Source organism: Nocardioides oceani, assembly GCF_030412965.1.
GTDB classification, from domain to species: domain Bacteria; phylum Actinomycetota; class Actinomycetes; order Propionibacteriales; family Nocardioidaceae; genus Nocardioides; species Nocardioides oceani.
In genome coordinates, this window is the sequence record NZ_JAUHJQ010000004.1 from 166,740 (window position 1) to 189,466 (window position 22,727).

Here is a 22,727-nt window from a genome sequence, read left to right on the forward strand (position 1 = left end):
CGATGGACGAACGCGAGTTCGACGACTTCTACGCCGCGTCGTTCCAGAGGGTCACCGGGCAGGTCTACGCCATGATCGGTGACCGGGACGAGGCACAGGAGTGCGTCCAGGAGGCCTTCGTGCGGGCCTGGGCGCACCGGCGCAAGCTGGACCGCGCCGAGCACCCCGAGGCGTGGGTGCGCACCACGGCCTACCGGCTGGCGGTCAGCCGCTGGCGGCGTACGTCGCGGGGCCGGCGACCGGCCGACCGCGCCCTGGGCGCGGCGACCGAGGCGCCCGCGCCGAGCGAGGCGCACGTCGCGCTCGTGGCCGCGCTCAAGCAGCTGCCCGAGGCGCAGCGCCAGGCGCTGGTCCTCCACCACATCGCCGACCTCCCGGTCCAGGCCGTGGCCCGCGAGACCGGCGTGCCCGAGGGCACCGTCAAGGCCCGGCTCAGCCGTGGCCGGACCGCGCTCGCGGCCCTGCTCTCCGACGACACCGGCTACCAGGAGGGTGCGAGCCGTGCGTGACCCGATCGAGGACCTCCAGCACTTCCGCTCCGAAGGGACCACCGTGAACCCCCTGCCCGCCTCCGAGGTACGCCGCCGCGGCGACCGGATGCGGCGGCGGAACACCGCCCTCGCGACCGTCGGCGGCGTCGCCGCCGCGCTCGTCGCCATCGCCGTCCCCGTCGGCATCGCCCAGTCCGGCGCGGACCCGCGACCCGACATCAGCCCCGCCCCGCCCGCCGTCGCGTGGCTCCAGGAGGTGCCGGCGGAGTTCCCGCTCACGGCCGGCCTCCGCGGGGGCCCGGTCGGCGACGCAGGCGTCCGCGACCTCGAGCAGTGCGCGGCCGACACCTGGGGTCTCGACCGCGCCGTCGCCCGGGCCGACGCCTCGGTCGGTGACGTCGAGGGGTTCCGCGGCCGGACCCTCGCGGTGTACGCCGACGCCGACGCCGCCGCTGCCGCGCTCGAGGGCGTCCGGGCCACCGTCGCCGGCTGCGCCGAGGATCCCGCCGGCTCGCTGGGCTACACCCTGGACGACGAGGACACCGGGACCGCCGGGGCCGAGACGGTCGTCGTGGCCGAGCAGGCCGAGCTCGACCCGGGGTCCTTGAGCGACCTGACCTTCACCCGGCTCTCCCGCGACGGCAACGCGGTGCTGGTCGACCAGGCCTACACCACCGCCGGCGGCAGCGACGTCGTCGAGCAGGCCTCCCGCCTCCTCCTGGAGGACTCCGCGCTGCCGCGGACCGCGCTCTGCGTCTTCGCCGCCCAGCCGTGCGACCTGGCGACGGTGCTGGCCGACGAGCCCGGCGGGTCCGCCGCGCCCGCGGTCCCGGACGGCTTCCCGCTGCTCGACGGCTGGCCGACCGAGTCCGAGGGCGGGGAGTTCGGCCTCGCCGGCCCGACCCGCGACGGACTCGACGTGCTCGAGCCGGAGGCCTGCGGGGCGGTGGCCGAGGTGCCCGAGCACACCGACCTCGTGCGAGGCGGCTACAGCAACCCCGAGGACTACCGCCAGCGCCAGCTCGTCACCTTCGCCACCGAGGAGGAGGCCGACGCCTACGTCGACGCGGTGCTGGCGATCTTCGAGGACTGCATCGACCTCGTCGTCGAGGACGGCTCCCGGCGGCTGACCCAGCTCGTCACCGACGTCTCCGGCACCGGCGACCGGGCCGGCGGTGCGGTCACCCGCTACGAGCGCGACGGCGAGCCGATCCCGGGGATGAGCACGCTGCTCGTCGTCCGGGTCGGCAGCGCCGTGCTGCTCGCGACGCACGACACCGAGGGCAGCGGCGGTCTCGACCCGGCCCTGGCCAGCCAGGAGGCGTTCAAGGCGGTCGTCGACGAGTCCCGCGGCGTGATCGAGGCGATGGGCGAGCTCTGAGGCACGGCGCGCACACGACGTACGACGCACGAACGGCCCCCGGCGAGTCGCCGGGGGCCGTTCGGGTGCTGCTGGTGGAGCCGTCGCTCAGAGCGACTGGAGGATCTCCCGCATGAGCGCCGCGGTCTCCGACGGCGTCTTGCCGACCTTGACGCCGACGGCCTCGAGGGCCTCCTTCTTGGCCTGCGCGGTGCCGGACGAGCCCGACACGATCGCACCGGCGTGGCCCATCGTCTTGCCCTCGGGGGCGGTGAAGCCCGCGACGTAGCCGACGACCGGCTTGGTGACGTTGTCCTTGATGTACGCCGCCGCGCGCTCCTCGGCGTCGCCGCCGATCTCGCCGATCATCACGATCGCCTTGGTCTCCGGGTCGTTCTCGAAGGCCTCGAGGGCGTCGATGTGCGTGGTGCCGATGATCGGGTCACCACCGATGCCGATGGCGGTCGAGAAGCCGAAGTCCCGCAGCTCGTACATCATCTGGTAGGTCAGCGTGCCCGACTTCGACACCAGGCCGACCGGGCCCTTGCCCGCGATGGTGTGCGGGGTGATGCCGGCCAGCGACTCCTCCGGGGAGATGATCCCGGGGCAGTTGGGGCCGATCATCCGGGTCTTCTTGCCCTGCAGGTAGGCGAAGACCTCGGCGCTGTCCTGCACCGGGACGCCCTCGGTGATGACCACCAGGAGCGGGATCTCGGCGTCGATGGCCTCGATGCAGGCGTCCTTGGTGAAGGCCGGCGGCACGAAGGCGACCGAGACGTCGGCGCCGGTGGCCTCCATGGCCTCCTTGACGGTGCCGAAGACCGGCAGCTCCTTGCCGTTGAGCTCGACGGTGGTGCCGGCCTTGCGGGCGTTGACACCGCCCACGATGTTCGAGTCGGCCTGGAGCATCAGGTTGGTGTGCTTGGAGCCCATCCCGCCCGTGATGCCCTGGACGATGATCTTGGAGTCCTTGTTGAGGTAGATCGTCATGCTGTCAGGTCTCCTTGTCTCAGGCGTTCGCCAGCTCGGCGGCCTTGTCGGCCGCACCGTCCATCGTGTCCACCTGCGTCACCAGCGGGTGGTCGAGCTCGTCGAGGATCCGGCGGCCCTCCTCCACGTTGTTGCCGTCCAGGCGCACGACGAGCGGCTTGGTGGCGTTGTCGCCGAGGATCTCCAGCGCGCCCTTGATGCCGTTGGCGACCTCGTCGCAGGCGGTGATGCCGCCGAAGACGTTGACGAAGACGCTCTTGACCTGCGGGTCGTTGAGGATCACGTCGAGGCCGTTGGCCATCACGGTGGCGTTGGCGCCGCCGCCGATGTCGAGGAAGTTCGCCGGCTTCACGCCGCCGTGCGCCTCACCGGCGTACGCGACGACGTCGAGGGTCGACATGACCAGGCCCGCGCCGTTGCCGATGATGCCCACGGCACCGTCGAGCTTGACGTAGTTGAGGCCGAGGTCCTTGGCCTTCGCCTCGAGCGGGTCGGCCTCCTCGCGGATCTCGAACTGAGCGTGGTCGGGGTGACGGAACTCCGAGGCGTTGTCGTCGAGCGACACCTTGCCGTCGAGGGCCTCCAGCTTGTCGCCCTCCAGGCGCGCCAGCGGGTTGACCTCGACGAGGGTGGCGTCCTCCTCGACGTACACCTTCCACAGCGCCTGGACCATCTCGATGGCCTGGTCGCGCAGCTCGGCGGGGAACTTCGCCTCGTCGACAATCGCGGCGGCCTTCTCCGGGGTGACGCCCTCGAGGGCGTCGATCGGGATCTGGCGGACGGCCTCGGGGTTGGTCTTGGCGACCTCCTCGATCTCCACGCCGCCCTCGACCGATGCGATGCACAGGTGCGAGCGGTTGGAGCGGTCGAGCAGGAAGGAGAAGTAGTACTCCTCCACCGGCGGAGTGGCGGGCGTGACCAGCACGCGGTTGACCGTGAGGCCCTTGATCTCCATGCCGAGGATGTTCGAGGCGTGCTCGAAGGCCTCGTCGGCCGTCTTGGCGAGCTTCACGCCGCCGGCCTTGCCACGGCCGCCGGCCTTGACCTGCGCCTTGATGACGGTGACGCCACCGATCTCCTCGGCGGCGGCCTTGGCGGCCTCCGCGGTCTCGACGACCGTCCCGAGGGTGGTCGTCACACCGTGCTTGGCGAAGAGCTCCTTCGCCTGGTACTCCATCAGGTCCACGAAATTCCACCAGTCCTATTCAGGGTGCGGGCCGCGTCCGGCGCGGGGCGCGCGGCGGCCCGGGGGTGTCCTCGCGGCACCCTAGACCTGTCGCCGCGTCCGCGACGAGGGTGGGAGGTGCCGACGTGACGCAACGCATACACGTCGCATCCGGCCCCCGGTGCCCCAGGACGCCGGGCTCACCCGTGCACCGTTCAGCGGTACGGCGTGTCGTCCGCCACCCCGGCGGCGTCGTCGAGCCGGGCGAGCAGCGCGGCCGGCTCCTCGTCGGGGGTGGTGAGCACCAGCCGGACCACCTCGTCGTCCGCAGTGCTGTCGGTCTCGCTGTCGGTGTCGCTGTCGGTCCCGCTGCCGGCCTCGCCGGCGAGGGCCGCCGTCAGCGCCGCGGCGTCGTGCGCCGCGGGCGCGAGCAGCACGACGAGCTCGACGTCCTCCTGCACCGCTGCTGCCTCGACGAGCGCGTCGTCCACGTCCTGGCCTGCGTGGACGACCTCGTGGCCGGCGTCGCGCAGGGCCCGCGCCAGCCGTGGGAGCGCCTGCTCGACGGACGGCGCCGAGGCGTCCGCCGACGGCCCGGCCGAGGTGTCGGTCGAGGACGGTGCTGCGAAGGGCACGGCGGCGAGGAGGACCCGGGACACGGGGCGCAGCCTAGGGCGCGCCGGCCGGCGTCACCGCGTGTTCGATGAGCCGCTCCCGGCTGTCCACCACCTGTCCAGCCCGATTTCGGAGGCCGTGACACGTCCGTTACAGTCGCCTCTCGCCCTCACCCACCGCGTGGGTCGGGCCTGGAAGCGCACGCCCTGCAGCCGACAGCAACGGAGTCACCATTCATGGGTAACCACCGAGCGGACCGTCGCGGCCCTCGCCGCCGTCCCTCGGAGACCCCTGGGGGGACCCCGCTCGGACGGCGCGCGGCTCGCGATCCGTTTACCCCGGAGCTCCGCGAGGCAAACCCGCGCGTGACCACGCCGGCCCCGGCCGGTGACGCCACCACCGTCTTCCGCGACCACGACGTGACCGTCGAGCTGCCGCTCGTGCGCAGCGAGCCGGGCAAGCGCAAGGCCGTCAAGCACGCCGGCTCGCGCGGTCCCCTCTTCCGCGGCCTGCCCTCCGCCCCCGTGCTGCTCGGGGCGGCCGCCCTCGCGGTCTCCGTCGGCGGTGCGGTCACCAGCGGCACGCCCGACCTGGTCGCCGAGCAGCCCAAGGCCCACCAGCCCAGCGCGCTGAGCGGCGCCAGCGGCGTCTCCACCGTCGACGCGCTCGACCGCTCCAGCAGCGTCAGCCGCGACTCGCGCCGCGACGCGCTCGCCGACACCGCGGACGCCGAGCTCGTCGCCGCCGCGGCCAAGCAGATGCGCCAGCGCAACACCGCCCTCGCGCAGTTCGCCAAGGACGCCGAGGCGCACGCCCAGGAGATCGCCAAGAACCAGTGGGTCATGCCGATCGCCGGCTACCGGCTCACCGCCCGGTTCGGCGACTACGGCCTCTGGGCGAGCTACCACACCGGTCTCGACTTCGCCGCGCCCACCGGCACGCCGCTGCTCGCGATGGCCAACGCCGTCGTCACGAGCGTCGGGTACGACGGCGCCTACGGCAACAAGACCGTGCTCACCCTCGAGGACGGCACCGAGATCTGGTACTGCCACCAGACCTCCACCACCGTCTCCCCCGGCGACGTCGTCCGCGCCGGCGAGGTCATCGGCACCGTCGGCTCCACCGGCAACGTCACCGGCCCGCACCTCCACCTCGAGGTCCGTCCCGGCGCCGGCGACCCGGTCGACCCGTACGCCGCGCTGCAGGTGCACGGCCTCAACCCGTAGCGAGGACGCGCCAGCGGACTCGCTGGTGGTGGTCGAGCAAGCCGCGCGACCGAGGGACGAGGTCGCGACCGGCGTGTCGAGACCTCGGTGAGGTGCCCGCCCGCGGTGGGGACTAGAGCTTCTCCACCGGCGCGTAGCGCAGCAGCAGCCGCTTGACACCCTCGCTGCCGAAGTCGATCGACGCGACGGCCTTCTCCGCGACGCCCTCCAGCGCGACGACCGTGCCCATCCCGAACGAGTCGTGGAGCACCCGGTCCCCCGGCTCGAGCGAGGGCACCTCGCGAGCCGGCTTGGACTTCGCGGCGGCGTCGGCACGCACCGCGGCCGAGGAGAAGTTGCGGCGGCCGGCGGCGGTCGGGGTGCCCAGGCGGGTGTTCCCGCCGGTGAGGTCCGGGCGGCTCCACGAGGTCTGGGCCGCCTCGGTGCGCTTCCAGTCGACGAGGTCGACCGGCAGCTCGTCGAGGAACCGCGAGCCGGGGTTGTGCGACGGCGCGCCCCAGGCCGAGCGGACGACGGCGCGCGAGATGTAGAGCCGTTCGCGGGCACGGGTGAGGCCGACGTACGCCAGGCGCCGCTCCTCCTCCAGCTCCGGCTGGTCGCCGAGCGCGCGGGCGTGCGGGAAGACGCCGTCCTCGAGGCCGGTGAGGAAGACGACGGGGAACTCCAGCCCCTTCGCGGTGTGCAGCGTCATCAGCGTGACCACGCCGTCGTCGTCCTGCGGGATGGAGTCGGTGTCGGCGACCAGGGCGACGCGCTCGAGGAAGTCGCGCAGGCCGGGGGCGACCGTGCCGGCGTCGACGTCGGCGGGGTCGGCCGAGGGGCCGGCGACGGGGTCGTCGGAGAACTCCCGCGCGACGGCGACGAGCTCGGCGAGGTTCTCCAGCCGGGTGGCGTCCTGGGGGTCGTCGGAGTCCTCGAGCTCGGCGATGTACCCCGAGCGGGCCAGCACGCTCTCCAGCACGACGTCGGCACGCTCACCCGCGTCGACCATCGACTGCAGCTCCTCGACCATCGCGACGAAGCCGCGGATGTTCGTGGCCGAGCGGGTGGCGAGCCCCGGCGCGTCGTCGGCGCGGCGCAGCGCGTCCCAGAAGGTGATCCGGTCGCGGTCGGCCAACGAGGTCACGCACTCGACCGCACGGTCGCCGATGCCGCGCTTGGGGGTGTTGAGGATGCGGCGCAGCGAGACCTGGTCGTCGGGGTTGGCGAGCATCCGCAGGTAGGCGAGCGCGTCGCGGACCTCCCGCCGCTCGTAGAAGCGGACACCGCCGACGACCTTGTACGGCTGGCCGGTGCGGATGAACACCTCCTCGAACACGCGCGACTGGGCGTTGGTGCGGTAGAAGACCGCGACGTCCGCGGGGCGCACGCCGTGCTCGTCGACCAGCTCGTCGATCGTCGAGGACACGAACCGGGCCTCGTCGTGCTCGTCGTCGGCGACGTACCCCACGATCCGGGCGCCGTCCCCGGCGTCGGACCACAACCGCTTCGGCTTGCGGCCCTTGTTGTTGCCGATGACGGCGTTCGCGGCGTTGAGGATGGTCTGGGTGGAGCGGTAGTTCTGCTCGAGCAGGATCGAGGTGGCGTTCGGGAAGTCCTGCTCGAAGTCGAGGATGTTGCGGATGTTGGCGCCGCGGAAGGCGTAGATCGACTGGTCGGCGTCGCCGACGACCATCAGCTCGGCCGGCTCCACGCGCTGGCCGTCGTCCGTCGCCCCGGTCTCCTCCATCGGGTCGGCGCACAGCTGGTGGATGAGGGCGTACTGCGCGTGGTTGGTGTCCTGGTACTCGTCGACCAGCACGTGGCGGAACCGGCGGCGGTAGGTCTCGCGGACCTCCGGGTAGGCCTGGAAGAGGTTGACCGTCGCCATGATCAGGTCGTCGAAGTCGAGCGCGTTGGCCTCGCGCAGGCGCCGCTGGTAGAGCTCGTAGACGGCGGCGTAGGTCTCCTCGAGCTTGTTCTTGGCGTCCTTCTTGACCTCGTCGACGTCGCGCAGCTCGTTCTTGTGGTTGCTCACCCAGTGCAGCAGCGCGCCGGGCTGGTAGCGCTTGGGGTCCAGGTCGAGGTCCTTGCAGACCAGCTGCATCAACCGCTTCTGGTCCGCGGCGTCGTAGATCGAGAAGCTCGACTTGTAGCCGAGCTTGTCGGCCTCCTTGCGCAGGATGCGCACGCAGGCGGAGTGGAACGTGCTGACCCACATGATCCGTGCGCGCTTGCCGACCAGGTCCTCGACGCGCTCCTTCATCTCGGCCGCGGCCTTGTTGGTGAAGGTGATCGCCAGGATCGACCCCGGGTGGGCCTGCCGCTCCTGGATCAGCCACGCGATGCGCCGCGTCAGCACGCGCGTCTTCCCCGACCCCGCACCGGCCACCACCAGCAGCGGCGCACCCGCGTGGACCACGGCGGCCCGCTGCGGCTCGTTGAGCCCCTCGAGCAGCTCCTCACGGCTCGGCCCGCGCCGCGGCGTACGTGCCCGGCCGGAGGCGGGGTCGGCCGTCGGGTCGGCCGTGGGGTCGGCCGTGGCGGGGGTCCGGGGGTCGGCGAGCAGGTGCTCGAAGCCGGGAAGGGAGGGGGTGCTCATGCTGCTCCCAGCCTACGTTCCGCTGGGGACGGTGGCGGGGTCGCGGGCGTTGTAACGCGACGTTCGCTGCTGTGTATGCACGTTGCAGCGTGCCGACACAGCGGCGAACCTGTCGTTACATGGGCACGGCCCGCCGCGACCCCACAGCCTGCCGCGACGGCAGCTCCGTCCACAGGCGGCATGGCAGGACTGGCCGACGCCGCGGTCGCGGCCGAACGTGGAGACATGACTCCCGTCGTCCTGGCCGCGCTCCGCAAGCCGCCGCACCTGATCACCCGCCGCGACGCGCTCGCCGCAGGGATCACCGACCGCGAGGTGGACCGGCTGGTGCGGACCGGGACCTGGGTCGCGGTGCGACGAGGCGTGTACGCCGAACGGACACATGTCGAGTCGCTCGTCGAGCGGGCGCAGCGCCAGCGGCTCCAGGACGAAGCCGTCGCGCTGACCACGCGGATCGGCCACGTGCGCAGCCACGACAGCGCGGCGGTCGTGTGGAGGCTGGCGGTGCCGCTCCCGGCGCGGCCCGTCACCCACCTCACCGTTCCCGTGCCGGAGCGGGCCCGGAGCCGTCCGCAGCGCTGTCGGTTCCGCCACGGCGTCAAGCACCACCTCGCGCCGTACGACGCTGCTGACCGGCCCACCGTCGTCGACGGGGTGGCGGTGCTGGGGCTGGCCCGGACGGCCGTCGACCTGGCCCGCGAGCACGAGCTCCTCACCAGGGTCGCGGCCGTCGACGGGGCGCTGCGGGCGGGCGTCGCGCGCAGCGAGCTGACCGAGGTGGTGGCGCGGATGGACTGCTGGCCGCACGTCAACCGCGTCCGGCAGGCGATCGACCTGGGCGACCCGGGTGCCGAGTCCGTAGGCGAGACGCTGGCGCGGATGCTGCTCCTGCGGCTGGGTCGCGGGCGCCAGCAGACGCAGTTCGGCCTGTCCCGCGACGGCCGCACCGCCTTCGCCGACCTGCGGCTGGGGCGGCACCTGTTCGAGTTCGACGGTCGGCTGAAGTACCGGCGCGGCGTCGTCGACGACCGGCCGGCGGAGGAGGTCGTCTGGGAGGAGAAGCGTCGCCAGGACTGGTTCTGCTCCTACCGGCTCGGCATGAGCCGGCTGGTGTGGGAGGACGTGCTCGGCGCCGGCACGGTCGCCGCCCTGGCACGGCTCGAGCGGGAGGTCGCCTCCACCGAGGCCCGCTTCGGCTCCGACATCAGCGACCTGGCGCCGTACGTCGTCGAGCGTCGCCGGCCGGCGGCCTGACGGGTCCCGCGGATCAGCCGGAGCACCGGTCCTCCGGACATGTAACGCGACGTTCGCTGCTCTGTATGCACGTTGCAGCGTGCCTACACAGTGGCGAACCTGTCGTTACATGACCGGTCGAGCCCGAGACGCCGCGGGCGCAGGACCCGCCAGCACGCGGAGGGCCGGGTCAGGCGTGGGCAGAGGCCCAGAAGACCGCGACGCCGATGTTGACGACCGTGAGGGCGAGGAGCAGGGCCCAGAGGCCCTGGCTGATCCGCTCCTTGCGGAGGTTGGCCATCACGAGGGCCAGGATGACCAGGCCGATGACCAGCTTGACGGTGATCTTGGCGTACGACGGCTCGCCGAGGTCGCCGGCCTCGATGACGCCGACGAGGGCGATGCCGGCGACGAAGGCGGTGCCGGACCCGTCGCGCATGAGGGCGTTGACGGCCTTCTCGGGCAGGCGCGCCTGGGCGAGAAGGCCACCCAGCAGGGCCGCGAAGCCCAGGATGTGCACGAAGAGCAGGATCAGCCGCACGGTCTCCATGAGCCGCAGGATAGGGCGTCGCCCGGTCCGGCGGGGCGGCCGGACCGGGCGGGGCCTCAGACCTTGAGACTCGGGTCACCCCGATCGTAGCCCTCGGGCCGGTCCTGCCCGCCGAAGGCCATCTCGAGCACGAAGAGCACCACGCCGAGCCCGAGGAGCGCGCCGCACCAGATCAGCGAGGCGGGGTCGTCGTCGACGACGTACCAGAGCAGGCCGAGGTTGCCGACGATGCCGAGGACGAGGAGCGGGGTGGAGGCTCGGTAGGTCTGGTCGGACTCGTCCTGGCCACGGAGGCGGAGGGCGGAGACGATCACCATCGCGTAGACGAACAGCAGCAGCACGACCGTGACCGCGGCGAGACGGGTGACCAGGTCCACGCCGACACCGGTCTCGTTGAGGACGGCGCCCGCGACGAGCAGCCCGCTGACGACGAGGGCGGAGAAGACCAGGCCGACCCACGGGCTCTTGCGGCCGGAGTGCAGCTTGGCGAACACGCCGGGGACGACGTCCTCGTTGGCCATGCCGTAGAGGATCCGTGACTGGGTCACCACCGCCACCAGCGTGGTGTTGGTGATGGCGGTCATCGCGATGAGCGCGAAGACGATGGTGATGACGCCGGCCGGCAGGGGCAGCACGCCGGACTCGACCACGTCGAGCAGCGGGGCGTCGGACTCCGCCAGCTCCGGGATGGGCAGCGACAGGGCGGCGGCGACGGACACGGCGACGTAGATGAGACCGGCGCCGACCATGCCGCCGATGAGCGCCTTGGGGAACGTGCGGCGGGGCTCGGTGCACTCCTCGGCGATGTTCGCGGCGTTCTCGAAGCCGGTCATCGCGAAGAACCCGAGGGCGACGCCCGCGACGATCGCGAGGATCGTGCTGTTGCCCTCGCCGGGGTCGAAGTCGGTCAGCACGCCGAAGTCGGCGTCGCCCTTCGCGACCACGATGATGCCGACGACGATGACGATGGCCAGGCCGACCACCTCGACGATCGTCATCACGAGGTTCGCCACGACCGACTCGGTGATCCCGACGAAGTTCACGATGGTGAGGCCCACGATGAACAGCAGGCCGATCAGGAGCGCCGGGGGCGCCTCCCACAGCTCGGCGAAGTAGCCGGAGAAGCCGGTGGCCAGCGAGCCGGCCGCGGCGAAGCTCGCCGAGAGCATGGCGATGGTGACGAGGAACGTCAGCGGCGGCGAGTGGAAGGCCTTGTTGACGTAGAGCGAGGCGCCGGCGGCACGGGGGTACTTCGTCACCAGCTCGGCGTACGCCAGGCCGGTCAGCGTCGCGACGCTGATGCCGATGGCGAAGGCGATCCAGAAGGCGCCGCCGACCGCCGCCGCGACCGCGCCGACGAGCACGTAGATGCCCGAGCCGAGGACGTCGCCCAGGACGTAGAAGAAGAGGAGCCGGCCGGTGATCGTCCGTTTGAGCCCGGTCTCCTCGAGCTGCTCCGAGCCAGCGGTGTCGGCGGTCATGGGGTTCCCCCGGTCAGGTAGTCGGTGCAGAGCCCGTTACCCCCGGCACCGACCAGGGAAACCGCAGGTCAGAGCAGGCGCCGGTCCGAGGCCCAGCGGGTGAGCTCGTGCCGCGAGGAGAGCTGGAGCTTGCGCAGGACGCTCGACATGTGGGTCTCGACGGTCTTGATGGAGATGAAGAGCTCCTTCGCGACCTCCTTGTAGGCGTAGCCGCGCGCGATCAGGCGCATCACCTCCCGCTCCCGCTCGGTGAGCCGGTCGAGGTCCTCGTCGACCGCCGCGACCTCGATGGACCCGGAGAACGCGTCGAGCACGAAGCCCGCCAGCCGCGGCGAGAAGACTGCGTCCCCCTCGGCCACCCGCGCGATCGCCGAGACCAGCTCGGGCCCGGTGATGGTCTTCGTGACGTAGCCCCGCGCGCCGCCGCGGATCGTCCCGATGACGTCCTCGGCCGCGTCGCTGACCGACAGCGCGAGGTAGCGCGTCCCCGGCGCCGTCGCCGCCGCCGACGCCCGGCGCATCACCTCGACGCCACCGCCGCCGGGCAGGTGGACGTCGAGCAGCACGACGTCGGGGCGGTACGCCGCCACCGCGGCGACGGCCTCGTCGACGTCGGCCGCCTCCGCCAGCACCTCCACCGCGCCGGCGCCGGCCGTGCCGAGCTCCGCGATCACCCCGCGGCGGAACATCGCGTGGTCGTCGACCACCACGACCGAGACCGGGGCCTGCTCACTCATGGCTCTCCTCCTGCCGGGGCAGGTGCAGGCGCACCTCGGTCCCCTCGCCGGCGCCGGTGCGGACCTCCGCGGTCCCACCGTGGCGCTCCATCCGGTCGATGATGCTGTGCCGCACGCCGTACCGGTCGGCCGGGGTGGCGTCCGGGTCGAAGCCGCGGCCGCGGTCGCGGACGAAGACGTCGACGGCGCTCGGGGTCACCTCGGCGTACACGTCGACGTGCCCGGTCCCCGCGTGCTTGGCGGCGTTGGTGAGCGCCTCGCGGGTGGCCTGGACGACGGCGCGCAGCGGCTCGGCGAAGTCGCAGTCGCCGACCGTGACGACCTCGACCGAGACGCCGTGGGCGTCCTCGACCTCGGCCGCGACGCCGCGCAGCGCGCTGGCGACCGTCCGCTCGTCGGTCGACTCCCCGGCGTACAACCAGGCCCGCAGGTCCCGCTCCTGCGAGCGGGCGAGGCGGGCGACGGCCGCCGCGTCGCCGGCGTTCTTCTGGATCAGCGCGAGGGTCTGCAGCACCGAGTCGTGCAGGTGGGCCGCGACGTCGGCGCGCTCCTGGGTGCGCACCCGCTCGGCGCGCTCGGCCGCGAGGTCGGAGACCAGCCGGAAGACCCACGGGCCGGCGACCAGCCCGACGCCGATGACGCCGAGCCCGCCGGCCACGACCGCGCCGCGGGCCTCGCGCAGCGAGCCGCTGTCGAAGCCGAAGACGAAGAACGCCGACACGACGAGCGCGACGCCGAGGCCCACCCGGACGTACGCCGCCCAGCCGCCGCGGCCGAAGACCATCTGGACCGGGTCGAGCCGCCCGGTGTGGTCCAGCCACCGCTCGCGCTGGACCTCGTCGGCCTGGCGCCACAGCAGCGCGAGGCCGGCCAGCCCGAGCGCGATCGGCCACAGGGTGGCGCCGCGGCCGAACGCCGCCTCCACCAACAGCACCGCACCGACGCCGAGCGCGACGACGGCGACCACCGGACCCAGGTCCTGCAGGCGGCGCACCCGCCCGGGTCGCCGGCCCCGTCGCCGGGCGCTGGCGAGCCCGGGCGCCTCGTCCTCCACGTACGGCTGCGCGGGCAGCACCAGCCACAGCCCGCCGTAGAAGGCGACGCCCAGCCCCCCGAACGCCGTGGCGAGCACGAACGCGACGCGCACCCACGGCACCGGCAGCGCCAGGTGCGCCGCGAGCCCCGCGGCCACGCCGCCCACCACCGGTTCGGTGGTGTCGCGGTAGGCACGGCGGACACCGTCCCGGGGCGGCGCGGCGGTCGCGGAGGTCTCGGCACTCATCTCCGGCTCATCGTCGCACCCGGAGGGGGCGCCCACCACGGGGACGGACCCCGGTCCGACCCTGACCCCGACCCGGGGCCCGGCCCCGGGATCGCGGTGCGGCGGTCGGGCGCGGACCAGGGGTTCCCCCGATGGTCCGGAGCCCCGCGGGCGGCCAGGCTGGGTGCCATGACCACGACCCCGCCGGAAGCACCTCCCGACCCCGGACCGGAGCACGCCTCCGGTCCCCGCACCTCCCGGGAGGAGGTGCGCGACCTCGGCCGGCTGCGCCGCAGCACCACCGACCGCAAGGTGGCCGGCGTTGCCGGCGGGCTCGCCCGCCACCTCGACGTCGACCCGGTGATCCTGCGGGTGGCGCTGGTGGTGCTGGTCTTCTTCGGCGGCGCGGGGCTCATCGTGTACGGCGCGGTCTGGCTGCTCGTCCCCCAGGACGACGCCGCGGAGGCGCCCTTCCACCTCGACGACCGCAACCGGACCGTCGCGCTGACGATCGTCGGCGTCGTCGCGCTGCTGTCGATGCTCGGCGACTCCTGGGGCGTCTTCAGCTTCCCGTGGCCGTTGGCGCTGGTGGCCCTGGCCGCGCTGTTCCTGCTCGACCGCTCCGACCGCAACCGGCGCCGCGGCGAGCAGGGCGCGGCCGTGCCGCAGGCCCCGGCGCCCGCCTGGCCCACGACCCCGCCGACGACCTCGGCGATGACCCCCGAGCACGCCGCGGTCGGCGCGCCGATGACGGCACCGATGTCGGCGACCGGGCAGCCGACGGCCTGGACGCCGGCCCCGCCGCCGACGCCGCTCCCGCCGACGGCGCCGCTGCCACCGGTCGCGCCGTCCCGGCGGGAGCGGCGGGGACCGGTGCTGTTCTGGTTCACGATGGCGCTGTGCGCGCTGGGCGTGGGCGTGCTCGGACTGCTCGACCAGGGCGGGGCGGGCGTGCCCGACGCGGCGTACTCGGCACTGGTGATGGCAACCTGCGGCGTGATGCTCGTGCTCGGCGCCTTCTGGGGCCGCGCCGGGGGGCTCGTCGCCGTCGGTCTCGTGGCGGCACTCGGGACCGCCACCACCGTCCTCACCGAGTCGGTCGACGGCGGGCGGAGCACCTACGCACCGGCCAGCGCGGAGGGCGTGGCCTCGACCTACCAGTCCGGCACCGGCGAGCTCGTCCTCGACCTGACCGACGTCGCCGACCCCGAGGACCTCGACGGCCGCACGGTGCTGGTCGAGAACGGCGTCGGCCGGATCGAGGTGCTGGTCCCCGCCGGCCTGGACGTCGAGACCGAGGCCACGGTCGGCATCGGCAACGCCCGGGTCTTCGGGACCGACCAGGGCGGCGTCGGGATCGAGACCAGCTATCTCTACGACGCACCCGGCACGGACAACCCCACCCTCACCATCGACGCCCACCTGGGCATCGGCCAGGTCGAGGTCCACACCGAAGGAGAGCCCCGATGACCTCGATGAAGCGCACCTGGGAGCGCGGTCGGCACCCCGTCGACGTCGGCCACCTCGTGATGGGGATCGCGCTGCTCGGCCTCGTGGCCGTCTGGGCGGTCGTGCAGTCCGACGCCGTCCGGGGCGAGGACGTCCGCTGGCTGCTCCCGCTGCCGTGGGTCCTCGCCGGCGTCGCCGGCCTGCTGGTCACCACGCTGGCCCCCCTGCGCCGCCGGTCGGCGACACGCGAGGAGCCCCGGGACTAACCGGTGCGCTCCTGGGCGGCCAGCCAGTCGGCCCGCGCCTCGACGGTGAGGCCGGGCTGGTCGCTGAACAGGCCGTCCACGCCCGCGTCGAGCAGGCCACGGACCTCGGCGTACGGGTCCGCGACCAGCTCGGCGCGCAGCGTCCAGGCGTGGACGGCCAGACCGGCGGCGTGCGCCTCGGCGACCAGCTCCGGGGTCGCCAGGCTCTTGTGCACGCCGAGCACCTGCGCGTACGTCGCCACGTGGGCCGGGTCGGGCCGCTCGTCCTCGTCGACCAGCTGCACCAGCGGCACGTCGGTCCGCTCGGCCAGCCCGCGCAGGACGTCCTCCTCGAAGGACTGCAGCTGAGACCGGCCGCCCGGGCCGTCCAGCCGGTGCCGGGCCAGCACCTCCAGCAGCGTGGACTCCACGGGCATCCCGATCGAGGCGAAGTACGTCGCCTCCTTGATCTCCGCGCACAGCCGGATGCGGCGGCCGGACCGCCGGGACTCGTGGTGGACGAGCGCGCAGATCTCGTCGAGCGTGGGGACCGCCCAGATGCCGTCGTACCGGGTGTTCTCCGGGCGCATCCCGGGGTGCCGCTCGACGGCGCGCAGCGTGCGCAGCTCGGCGAGGGTGAGGTCCTCGGTGAACCAGCCGGTGAGCTCGCGGCCGCCGACGACCTTCGTGCGGCGGCGGTCGGCGAGCTCGGGGTGCAGCGCGACGTCGGTGGTGCGGGAGATCTCGTTCTCGTGACGGGCGACCAGGACCCCGTCCTTGGTCGGCACCAGGTCGGGCTCGATGGCGTCGGCGCCCATGCGGACGGCGAGGCGGTAGGAGGCGAGGGTGTTCTCCGGCCGGTGGCCGGAGGCGCCGCGGTGACCGATGACCTGCGGCAGGGCGGTGACGGGTGCGATCACACGACCAGCGTCCGGGCCGCGGGTGACCGGGCAACGGGGTCGACGTGAACGCCCGGTGTCAGGATGACGACATGGCTGACGACCGAGCCGACGACCGGGCCCTCCCCTCCCTCGGCACCCTGGTGTCCCTGCCCGCGACCGAGCACCCCGAGCTGCTCGCGGCGCCGGTCGCGGCCGCGCTCGCCGCCTGGCCGCGCGCGGACCGGGTGGCGGTCACCGAGATCGACCCGGGGCTCGCCGACACCGCCGCGCTGACCGAGGCCTTCGACCTGCCGTTGACCGCGTCGGCCAACTGCGTGCTCGTCTCGGGTCGTCGCGACGGCGAGGAGAGGGTCGCGGCCTGCGTGGTCCGCGCCGACACCCGTGCCGACGTGAACAACCGGGTCAAGCGACTGCTCGACGTGCGCAAGGCGTCGTTCCTGCCGATGGACCGCGCGGTCGAGGAGTCCGCGATGGAGCACGGCGGGATCACGCCCGTCGGGCTGCCGGCGGGGTGGCGGCTCCTCGTCGACGCGCGGGTGGCCACGATCGACGTCGCGGTCATCGGCTCGGGCGTGCGCCGCTCCAAGCTGCTGCTCCCCGGCCGGCTGCTGGCCGAGCTCCCCGCTGCCGAGCTGGTGGAGGACCTCGCCGGCTGAGGCAAAATCCTTCGCTGACCTGCGGCGAGGCGTCGCGCGAGCGGAACGTCGCCGGGAGGATGACGACGTGGAGCACGGACGGGACGAGACGCACGAGGAGCGGCTGGACCGCAAGTGGGCGGACCTGCTGCAGGAGCTGCGCGTGATGCAGACCGGCACCCAGCTGCTCGCCGGGTTCCTGCTGACCCTGCCGTTCCAGGAGGTGTTCCGCGACGACCTCGAGCGCTACCAGCACGGGGTCTACCTCGCGCTCGTCGTCATCGCCCTGGTCACGACCCTGCTGGTCACCACGCCGATCGCCATCCACCGGCGGATCAGCGGGCAGCACGTCAAGGAGCGGCTGGTCGACAACGCGCAGCGGACGCTGCGAGCGGTGCTGACCTGCATCGGGCTGATGGTCGCCCTGCTGTCGTTCTTCGTCTTCGACGTCGTGGTCGGCCCCGTCGCCGGGGCGGTCACCGCGGTCGTGCTGGCAGCGGTCGCCGCCCTGCTGCTGGTGGTCGTGCCAGCACGACTGGCCGACGAGTGAGCATGCGTGAGCGGCACGGGTGAGCGGCATGGGTGAGCGGCATGGGTGAGCGCCGTCGGGCGGCGGTGGTCGCCGGCCTGCTCGCAGCGCTCCTCCTGGCCGCCGGCGGCTGCGCGGGCGACGACGCACCACCCCCGTCCGCGGCGCCCTCGCCGTCGGTCCGCACGCTGACCCCGCTGCCGGCGCGGCCCGAGGAGCCGCCGACGGGCCGGCTGCTGGCCGACATGCGGCAGTCGTCCCGGGACGCGGCGCTCGGGCGGATCCAGGTGTGGGTCGACAACGACACCGCCCGCACGGTCACCCCGACCCGGATCACCTACCGCGACCCGCGGCTGCGGGCGCCCCTGGTCGCGGAACGGCTGCGGGCGGCGCCGGCGGGGGCCGAGCGCGGCTACCCGCTGGTGCTCCCCGACCGGCCCGCCTGCGGCTCGCCGGCCGCCGGTGGCCGGGCCCGGGCGACGGCCACCGTCCGCCACGACGGGCGGACCGAGACGGTCCCCGTCGAGGACGAGACCGACGTGGTCGGCCGGTTCGTGCGGGCTCGCTGCTTCGAGGTCGCCGTCGCGCGGGTGGTCGACCTGCGGTGGTCCGACCGGGTCGTCGCGCCCGGCGACGTACCCGTCGAGGTGGGGGACACCGCCACCCTGACCCTGCTCGCGACCCCCACCGGGGCGCGCGGCCACGAGCTCGTCATCGAGACCGTCGGCGGCACGCCGATCCTCTCCCCCGTCGACGGCGCCTCCGCCTGGTCGCCGGGCCTGCGCGTGAGCGGCGACGGGCCGCCCGTGCGGGTGGCGCTGCCGGTGAAGCCGACCCGCTGCGACGCGCACGCGTTCCTGGAGTCCGGCGGCGCCACGGCGCTCCGCGTCCGCCTCCGGCTCGACGGCCGGGCCGGGGAGCTCGTGCTCCCCATGGGCCCGGTCGGCGCGGCCGCCGCGGTGGCGTTCGCTGCCGACTCGTGTGGCCTCGGCGACAGCTGAGGCCAGTGGGCCGTAAACGATTCGTCGCCGGACCACCCGGCTCCTTAACGTTGTCCGGTGATCCACCTCCCGCTCGAGAACCCCGGCACCGCCGACAGCAGATCGCCGGGAAGGTTCCTGTGGTGGATGGCCCGCGGGCAGTGGCGCACCCTCGCCGCCGGAGCGTTCTTCGGGATCGTGTGGATGGGCGCGCAGGCGGTGATGCCGGCGATCATCGGCCGGGCGATCGACCAGGGCGTCGCCGACCGCGACGGCAGCGCGCTGGCCTGGTTCGCCGGGCTGCTCCTGCTCGTCGGGCTGGTCCAGGCGGCGAGCGGGGTCATCCGGCACCGCTTCGCCGTCACGAACTGGCTGGTCGCGGCGTACCGCACCGTCCAGCTCGTCGGCCGCCAGGCCGTCCACCTCGGCGGCACGCTGCCGCGCAAGGTCTCCGGCGGCGAGGTCGTCGCCATCGGCACCACCGACCTCTCCCACCTCGGGCAGGTCATGGACGTCTCGGCCCGGTTCGCCGGTGCCGTCGTGTCGTTCGTGCTGGTCGCGGTGATCCTGCTGCAGACCTCGACGACGCTCGGCCTGGTCGTCCTCGTCGGCGTCCCGGCGCTGATGCTGCTCGTGGGGCCGCTGCTCTCGCCGCTCCAGGCGCGCGCGCACCGCCAGCGCGAGCTGATGAGCCACCTGTCGAACACCGCCACCGACATCGTCACCGGGCTCCGGGTGCTCCGCGGCATCGGCGGCGAGCAGGTCTTCCACGACCGCTACCGCCGCGAGTCGCAGACCACCCGCCGCGCGGGCGTCCAGGTCGCGAAGCTGCAGTCCGTCCTCGACGCGCTCCAGGTCTTCCTGCCCGGCGTCTTCGTGGTCCTGGTCGTCTGGCTGGGGGCGCGCTACGCCGTGGAGGGCACGATCACGGCCGGCGAGCTGGTCGCGTTCTACGGCTACTCGGCGTTCCTGATGATCCCGCTGCGGACCGCGACGGAGTACGCCAACAAGTTCATCCGCGCCCGCGTCGCCGCCGCCCGCGTGGTCCGGGTGCTGGCGCTGACGCCGGACCACCAGGACCCCGCCGTCCCGCTCCCCTCGCCGCCGGAGGGCTCGGAGCTGGTCGACCTGCGCAGCGGCCTGCGCGTGCGGCCCGGCACGCTGGTCGCCCTGGTCAGCGAGCAGCCGCACGAGACCGCCCTGCTCGCCGACCGGCTCGGCCTGTGCGCGCCGGAGGTCGACGACGACGTGCGGCTCGGCGGCGTGCCCCTGTCCGGCCTGACGCGTGCGGAGGTACGTCGCCGGGTGGTCGTGTCCGACACCGGATCCATGCTGTTCTCCGGCCGCCTCGGCGACCGCCTCGACGTCTCCGGCGACGGGCGCTCGGTCGACCGCGCGCTGCGGACCGCGTCGGCCGAGGACATCCTGGCCGCACTGCCGGCCGGCCTCGACACCGTCGTCGCCGAGCGCGGCCGCAGCTTCTCCGGCGGCCAGCGCCAGCGGCTGGTCCTGGCGCGGGCGCTCGTCGCGGAGCCGGAGGTGCTCGTGCTGGTGGAGCCGACATCGGCCGTCGACGCCCACACGGAGGCGCGGGTCGCCACGCGGTTGCGTGAGCACCGGGCCGGCCGGACCACCGTGGTCACCACCTCCAGCCCCCTGCTGCTCGACGCGGCCGACGAGGTGGTGCTCGTCCGCGACGGCCGGGTCGTCGCGACCGGCCGGCACGGCGACCTGCTCGCCGCCGAGCCGGAGTACCGCCGCGTCGTCACCCGCGAGACCGACCCCGAGCCCGTGGCCGCCGGCACCTCCGGCACGACCGCCGCCGGCACCGTGGAGGTCGAGCGATGAGCGCGTCGACCGCCCTGCCCGTCGCCGAGAGCCGCACGGTCCGTCGGTACGCCGGCCGCCTGGTGCGCAAGCACCCGCGGATGGTCTGGGGCGCCCTGCTCCTGCACGTGCTGGCCGCGGTCGCCGCGCTCGCCGCCCCGCGGCTGATCGGCGACCTGGTCGAGGCGGTGGAGCACGGGACCACCACCGAGCACGTCGACCGGATCATGCTGCTGCTGGCCGGCTTCGTGGTGCTGCAGGCGGTGCTGACCCGCTTCGCCCGCTACGTCAGCCAGGTGCTGGCCGAGAAGGTCCTCGCCGACCTGCGCGAGGACTTCGTCGGCAACGCGCTCGCGCTGCCGCTCGGGACCGTCGAGGCCGCCGGCTCCGGCGACCTGCTGACCCGCACCAGCCGCGACGTCGACCAGCTCGGCTGGTCGGTGCGGATGGCGCTGCCCGAGTGGACCATCGCGGTGATCACGGCCGTGGTCACCTTCGCCGCGGCACTGAGCGTCGGCTGGTGGGTCCTGCTGCCGTGCCTGCTCGGCGTGCCGCCGCTCGTCATCGGCCTGCGGTGGTACCTCGCCCGCGCCAAGGACGGCTACCTGCGTGAGTCGGCGACGTACTCCCAGATCAACGCCACGCTCACCGAGACCGTCCACGGCGCCCGCACCGTCGAGGCGCTCCGGCTCGGCGACGAGCGGGTCCGGGCGATCGACGACGACATCGCGGACTCCTTCGCGGCCGAGCGCTACACGCTGCGGCTGCGGACGGTGTTCTTCCCGAGCATGGAGATCAGCTACCTGCTGCCGACCGTCGGGACGCTGCTGCTCGGCGGCTGGCTCTACCTGCGCGGCGACGTCTCGCTCGGCGACGTCACGGCCGCCACGCTCTACGTGCAGATGCTCATCGACCCCGTCGACCGGATCGTCTCGATCCTCGACGAGCTGCAGATGGGCGCCGCGTCGCTGGCCCGCCTGCTCGGCGTCGCCGACGTGCCCGACGACCGCACCGCGACCGACCGGGTGCCCGACGGCGAGGAGCTCCGCGCGCAGGACGTCCGGTTCTCCTACGGCGCCGGCCGCGACGTGCTGCACGGCGTCGACCTGCACCTCGGAGTGGGCGAGCGGCTCGCCATGGTGGGACCCTCCGGCGCCGGCAAGTCCACCCTCGGGCGGCTGCTCGCCGGCATCCACCCGCCCCGGACCGGCTCGGTCACCGTCGGCGGGGTCGCCCTCACCGAGCTGCCGCTGGACGACCTGCGCGGCCACGTCGCGCTGGTCACCCAGGAGCACCACGTCTTCGTCGGCACGCTGCGCGAGAACCTCGCGCTCGCGGCGAAGTCCGGCGCGACCGAGGACGACGTCCGGGCCGCCCTCGCCGCGGTCGACGCGCTGGAGTGGGCCGACGCGCTCCCCGAGGGGCTCGAGACCGTGGTCGGCTCCGGCGGCCTGCCGCTCACCGACGCCCAGGCCCAGCAGGTGGCGCTCGCGCGGCTCGTCCTCGCCGACCCGCACACGCTGGTGCTCGACGAGGCGACCTCGCTCATCGACCCGCGCGCCGCACGGCACCTCGAGCGTTCGTTGGCCGCCGTCCTCGAGGGCCGCACGGTCATCGCGATCGCGCACCGGCTCTTCTCGGCCCACGACGCCGACCGGGTCGCGGTGGTCGAGGACGGCCGGATCGCCGAGCTCGGCTCCCACGACGAGCTGGTCGCCGCCGGCGGCTCCTACGCCGCCCTGTGGGAGTCCTGGCACGGCCGCGGCTCCTGACCCGGCCGCCGGGGCCGGCCCTCAGACGCCGTGGATGCGGATGCCGGAGTGCGTCTTGTACTTGCGGTTGATCGAGATGAGCACCGCCGTGAGCGGCTCGAGCTGGCGGGCCAGGCGGAGCTTGCCGGAGTCGATGCCCGGGCGCCCGGTGACCGAGGCCGCGAGCTCCATGACCTGCTCCTTGGCCTCGGTCTTGTCCCCGACGACCAGGACGTCCTCGCCGTCGAGGAACTCCTCGTCGCCCCACAGCGTCACCGCGGAGACGTGGTGGAAGGCGCCGACGACGGTGGCGTCGGGCTGGAGGCGCTGGGCCGACTCGGCCGCGGAGCCCTCGCCGCCGTCGATGACCTGGCCGTGCGCGCCGCGCTTGTCGAAGGCCAACGGGTTGACGCAGGAGATGACGACCTTGCCGGCGAGCGGGAGCGAGGCGACCAGGTCGTCGTGGCCGTCGTACGGCACGGCGAGCAGCACCAGGTCGGCCTGGCCGCAGGCGTCCTCGTTCGACGCGCCGGTGACGGTGCCCGCGCCCTCGAGCCCGGTGAGCCGCTCGGTGACCTCCGCGGCGGTGGCCTCGGCCTTCTCCGCGGCGCGCGAGCCGAGCACGACCGTGTGGCCTCCCCGGGCGAACCGGTAGCCCAGGCCCTTGCCCTGCGGGCCGGTGCCCCCGATCACGGCGATGCGGTACGACGTCACGCTGC

The 22,727-nt window shown here is 73.7% G+C and carries 21 protein-coding genes; 11 read left to right on the forward strand and 10 right to left on the reverse strand.

The features are described from left to right. The first annotated feature begins 2 nt into the window (after window positions 1-2). Both QWY28_RS12105 and QWY28_RS12110 read left to right on the forward strand, forming a co-directional pair. Complete coding sequence (locus QWY28_RS12105) at window positions 3-509, forward strand: RNA polymerase sigma factor (protein ID WP_300952816.1); 507 nt, start codon at window positions 3-5, stop codon at window positions 507-509. After that, window positions 502-1,872 carry a hypothetical protein gene (locus tag QWY28_RS12110; RefSeq protein WP_300952817.1) on the forward strand — a complete coding sequence of 457 codons (1,371 nt, stop codon included), beginning with the start codon at window positions 502-504 and terminating at the stop codon, window positions 1,870-1,872. The genes QWY28_RS12105 and QWY28_RS12110 overlap by 8 nt, the downstream gene beginning before the upstream one ends. Window positions 1,873-1,959: 87 nt before the next feature. Here the strand turns inward: QWY28_RS12110 and sucD are convergent, their stop codons facing one another. The 3 genes from sucD to QWY28_RS12125 form a co-directional block, all read right to left on the reverse strand. Further along, window positions 1,960-2,841: a succinate--CoA ligase subunit alpha gene (gene sucD / locus QWY28_RS12115; protein ID WP_166191196.1), complete on the reverse strand. Its 882-nt coding sequence runs from the start codon at window positions 2,839-2,841 to the stop codon at window positions 1,960-1,962. 19 nt (window positions 2,842-2,860) lie between these two features. Further along, window positions 2,861-4,027, reverse strand: coding sequence for an ADP-forming succinate--CoA ligase subunit beta (gene sucC, locus QWY28_RS12120; protein WP_300952818.1), 1,167 nt, complete (start codon window positions 4,025-4,027; stop codon window positions 2,861-2,863). A 194-nt stretch (window positions 4,028-4,221) separates the two neighbouring features. Beyond that, the gene (locus tag QWY28_RS12125; protein WP_300952819.1) at window positions 4,222-4,665 is read right to left on the reverse strand and encodes a hypothetical protein; all 444 of its coding nucleotides are present in this window, start codon (window positions 4,663-4,665) and stop codon (window positions 4,222-4,224) included. A gap of 321 nt (window positions 4,666-4,986) precedes the next feature. On the opposite strand from QWY28_RS12125, the gene QWY28_RS12130 reads away from it, so the two are divergent. Next, window positions 4,987-5,847, forward strand: coding sequence for a M23 family metallopeptidase (locus QWY28_RS12130; RefSeq protein WP_300952820.1), 861 nt, complete (start codon window positions 4,987-4,989; stop codon window positions 5,845-5,847). A 112-nt stretch (window positions 5,848-5,959) separates the two neighbouring features. Here the strand turns inward: QWY28_RS12130 and pcrA are convergent, their stop codons facing one another. Next, window positions 5,960-8,428, reverse strand: coding sequence for a DNA helicase PcrA (gene pcrA, locus QWY28_RS12135; RefSeq protein WP_300952821.1), 2,469 nt, complete (start codon window positions 8,426-8,428; stop codon window positions 5,960-5,962). A gap of 225 nt (window positions 8,429-8,653) precedes the next feature. Here pcrA and QWY28_RS12140 point away from each other — a divergent pair, with 225 nt between their 5' ends. Then, window positions 8,654-9,682, forward strand: a complete 1,029-nt coding sequence (locus QWY28_RS12140) for a type IV toxin-antitoxin system AbiEi family antitoxin domain-containing protein (RefSeq protein ID WP_300952822.1) — start codon at window positions 8,654-8,656, stop codon at window positions 9,680-9,682. A 169-nt stretch (window positions 9,683-9,851) separates the two neighbouring features. Here QWY28_RS12140 and QWY28_RS12145 read toward each other — a convergent pair whose 3' ends face one another. The 4 genes from QWY28_RS12145 to QWY28_RS12160 form a co-directional block, all read right to left on the reverse strand. After that, window positions 9,852-10,211, reverse strand: a complete 360-nt coding sequence (locus QWY28_RS12145) for a hypothetical protein (RefSeq protein WP_300952823.1) — start codon at window positions 10,209-10,211, stop codon at window positions 9,852-9,854. Between the two features lie 56 nt (window positions 10,212-10,267). Further along, window positions 10,268-11,692, reverse strand: coding sequence for an APC family permease (locus tag QWY28_RS12150; RefSeq protein ID WP_300952824.1), 1,425 nt, complete (start codon window positions 11,690-11,692; stop codon window positions 10,268-10,270). Between the two features lie 68 nt (window positions 11,693-11,760). Continuing rightward, window positions 11,761-12,429: a LuxR C-terminal-related transcriptional regulator gene (locus QWY28_RS12155; RefSeq protein ID WP_300952825.1), complete on the reverse strand. Its 669-nt coding sequence runs from the start codon at window positions 12,427-12,429 to the stop codon at window positions 11,761-11,763. Then, a complete protein-coding gene (locus QWY28_RS12160) occupies window positions 12,422-13,711 on the reverse strand; it encodes an ATP-binding protein (RefSeq protein ID WP_300952826.1) in 1,290 nt (429 codons plus the stop codon). The genes QWY28_RS12155 and QWY28_RS12160 overlap by 8 nt, the downstream gene beginning before the upstream one ends. Before the next feature lie 168 nt (window positions 13,712-13,879). On the opposite strand from QWY28_RS12160, the gene QWY28_RS12165 reads away from it, so the two are divergent. Both QWY28_RS12165 and QWY28_RS12170 read left to right on the forward strand, forming a co-directional pair. Beyond that, on the forward strand, window positions 13,880-15,160 hold the full coding sequence (locus QWY28_RS12165; RefSeq protein WP_300952827.1) for a PspC domain-containing protein: 1,281 nt from the start codon (window positions 13,880-13,882) through the stop codon (window positions 15,158-15,160). Beyond that, window positions 15,157-15,405, forward strand: a complete 249-nt coding sequence (locus QWY28_RS12170) for a hypothetical protein (protein WP_300952828.1) — start codon at window positions 15,157-15,159, stop codon at window positions 15,403-15,405. The genes QWY28_RS12165 and QWY28_RS12170 overlap by 4 nt, the downstream gene beginning before the upstream one ends. Here QWY28_RS12170 and QWY28_RS12175 read toward each other — a convergent pair. After that, window positions 15,402-16,304 carry a glycerophosphodiester phosphodiesterase family protein gene (locus tag QWY28_RS12175; RefSeq protein WP_300952829.1) on the reverse strand — a complete coding sequence of 301 codons (903 nt, stop codon included), beginning with the start codon at window positions 16,302-16,304 and terminating at the stop codon, window positions 15,402-15,404. The genes QWY28_RS12170 and QWY28_RS12175 overlap by 4 nt on opposite strands. Window positions 16,305-16,375: 71 nt before the next feature. On the opposite strand from QWY28_RS12175, the gene QWY28_RS12180 reads away from it, so the two are divergent. From QWY28_RS12180 to QWY28_RS12200, 5 genes are all read left to right on the forward strand, one after another. Further along, window positions 16,376-16,942, forward strand: a complete 567-nt coding sequence (locus QWY28_RS12180) for a YbaK/EbsC family protein (RefSeq protein WP_300952830.1) — start codon at window positions 16,376-16,378, stop codon at window positions 16,940-16,942. A gap of 67 nt (window positions 16,943-17,009) precedes the next feature. Then, window positions 17,010-17,471, forward strand: coding sequence for a DUF6328 family protein (locus tag QWY28_RS12185; protein ID WP_300952831.1), 462 nt, complete (start codon window positions 17,010-17,012; stop codon window positions 17,469-17,471). A 41-nt stretch (window positions 17,472-17,512) separates the two neighbouring features. After that, window positions 17,513-18,451, forward strand: coding sequence for a hypothetical protein (locus QWY28_RS12190; protein ID WP_300952832.1), 939 nt, complete (start codon window positions 17,513-17,515; stop codon window positions 18,449-18,451). 57 nt (window positions 18,452-18,508) lie between these two features. Next, on the forward strand, window positions 18,509-20,278 hold the full coding sequence (locus tag QWY28_RS12195; RefSeq protein WP_300952833.1) for an ABC transporter ATP-binding protein: 1,770 nt from the start codon (window positions 18,509-18,511) through the stop codon (window positions 20,276-20,278). Beyond that, window positions 20,275-22,029, forward strand: a complete 1,755-nt coding sequence (locus tag QWY28_RS12200; RefSeq protein WP_300952834.1) for an ABC transporter ATP-binding protein — start codon at window positions 20,275-20,277, stop codon at window positions 22,027-22,029. The genes QWY28_RS12195 and QWY28_RS12200 overlap by 4 nt, the downstream gene beginning before the upstream one ends. Window positions 22,030-22,050: 21 nt before the next feature. On the opposite strand, the gene npdG is transcribed toward QWY28_RS12200, so the two are convergent. Continuing rightward, window positions 22,051-22,722, reverse strand: a complete 672-nt coding sequence (gene npdG / locus QWY28_RS12205; RefSeq protein WP_300952835.1) for an NADPH-dependent F420 reductase — start codon at window positions 22,720-22,722, stop codon at window positions 22,051-22,053. Window positions 22,723-22,727 lie beyond the last annotated feature (5 nt).

What these genes read in the sequence shown, in the direction of transcription:
- QWY28_RS12105 (WP_300952816.1), top strand. Translation starts at nt 3, where the DNA reads ATGGACGAACGCGAGTTCGACGACTTCTACGCCGCGTCGTTCCAGAGG.
- sucD (WP_166191196.1), bottom strand. Translation starts at nt 2,841, where the DNA reads ATGACGATCTACCTCAACAAGGACTCCAAGATCATCGTCCAGGGCATC.
- pcrA (WP_300952821.1), bottom strand. Translation starts at nt 8,428, where the DNA reads ATGAGCACCCCCTCCCTTCCCGGCTTCGAGCACCTGCTCGCCGACCCC.
- QWY28_RS12140 (WP_300952822.1), top strand. Translation starts at nt 8,654, where the DNA reads ATGACTCCCGTCGTCCTGGCCGCGCTCCGCAAGCCGCCGCACCTGATC.
- QWY28_RS12145 (WP_300952823.1), bottom strand. Translation starts at nt 10,211, where the DNA reads ATGGAGACCGTGCGGCTGATCCTGCTCTTCGTGCACATCCTGGGCTTC.
- QWY28_RS12150 (WP_300952824.1), bottom strand. Translation starts at nt 11,692, where the DNA reads ATGACCGCCGACACCGCTGGCTCGGAGCAGCTCGAGGAGACCGGGCTC.
- QWY28_RS12155 (WP_300952825.1), bottom strand. Translation starts at nt 12,429, where the DNA reads ATGAGTGAGCAGGCCCCGGTCTCGGTCGTGGTGGTCGACGACCACGCG.
- QWY28_RS12160 (WP_300952826.1), bottom strand. Translation starts at nt 13,711, where the DNA reads ATGAGTGCCGAGACCTCCGCGACCGCCGCGCCGCCCCGGGACGGTGTC.
- QWY28_RS12165 (WP_300952827.1), top strand. Translation starts at nt 13,880, where the DNA reads ATGACCACGACCCCGCCGGAAGCACCTCCCGACCCCGGACCGGAGCAC.
- QWY28_RS12170 (WP_300952828.1), top strand. Translation starts at nt 15,157, where the DNA reads ATGACCTCGATGAAGCGCACCTGGGAGCGCGGTCGGCACCCCGTCGAC.
- QWY28_RS12180 (WP_300952830.1), top strand. Translation starts at nt 16,376, where the DNA reads ATGGCTGACGACCGAGCCGACGACCGGGCCCTCCCCTCCCTCGGCACC.
- QWY28_RS12190 (WP_300952832.1), top strand. Translation starts at nt 17,513, where the DNA reads ATGGGTGAGCGCCGTCGGGCGGCGGTGGTCGCCGGCCTGCTCGCAGCG.
- QWY28_RS12200 (WP_300952834.1), top strand. Translation starts at nt 20,275, where the DNA reads ATGAGCGCGTCGACCGCCCTGCCCGTCGCCGAGAGCCGCACGGTCCGT.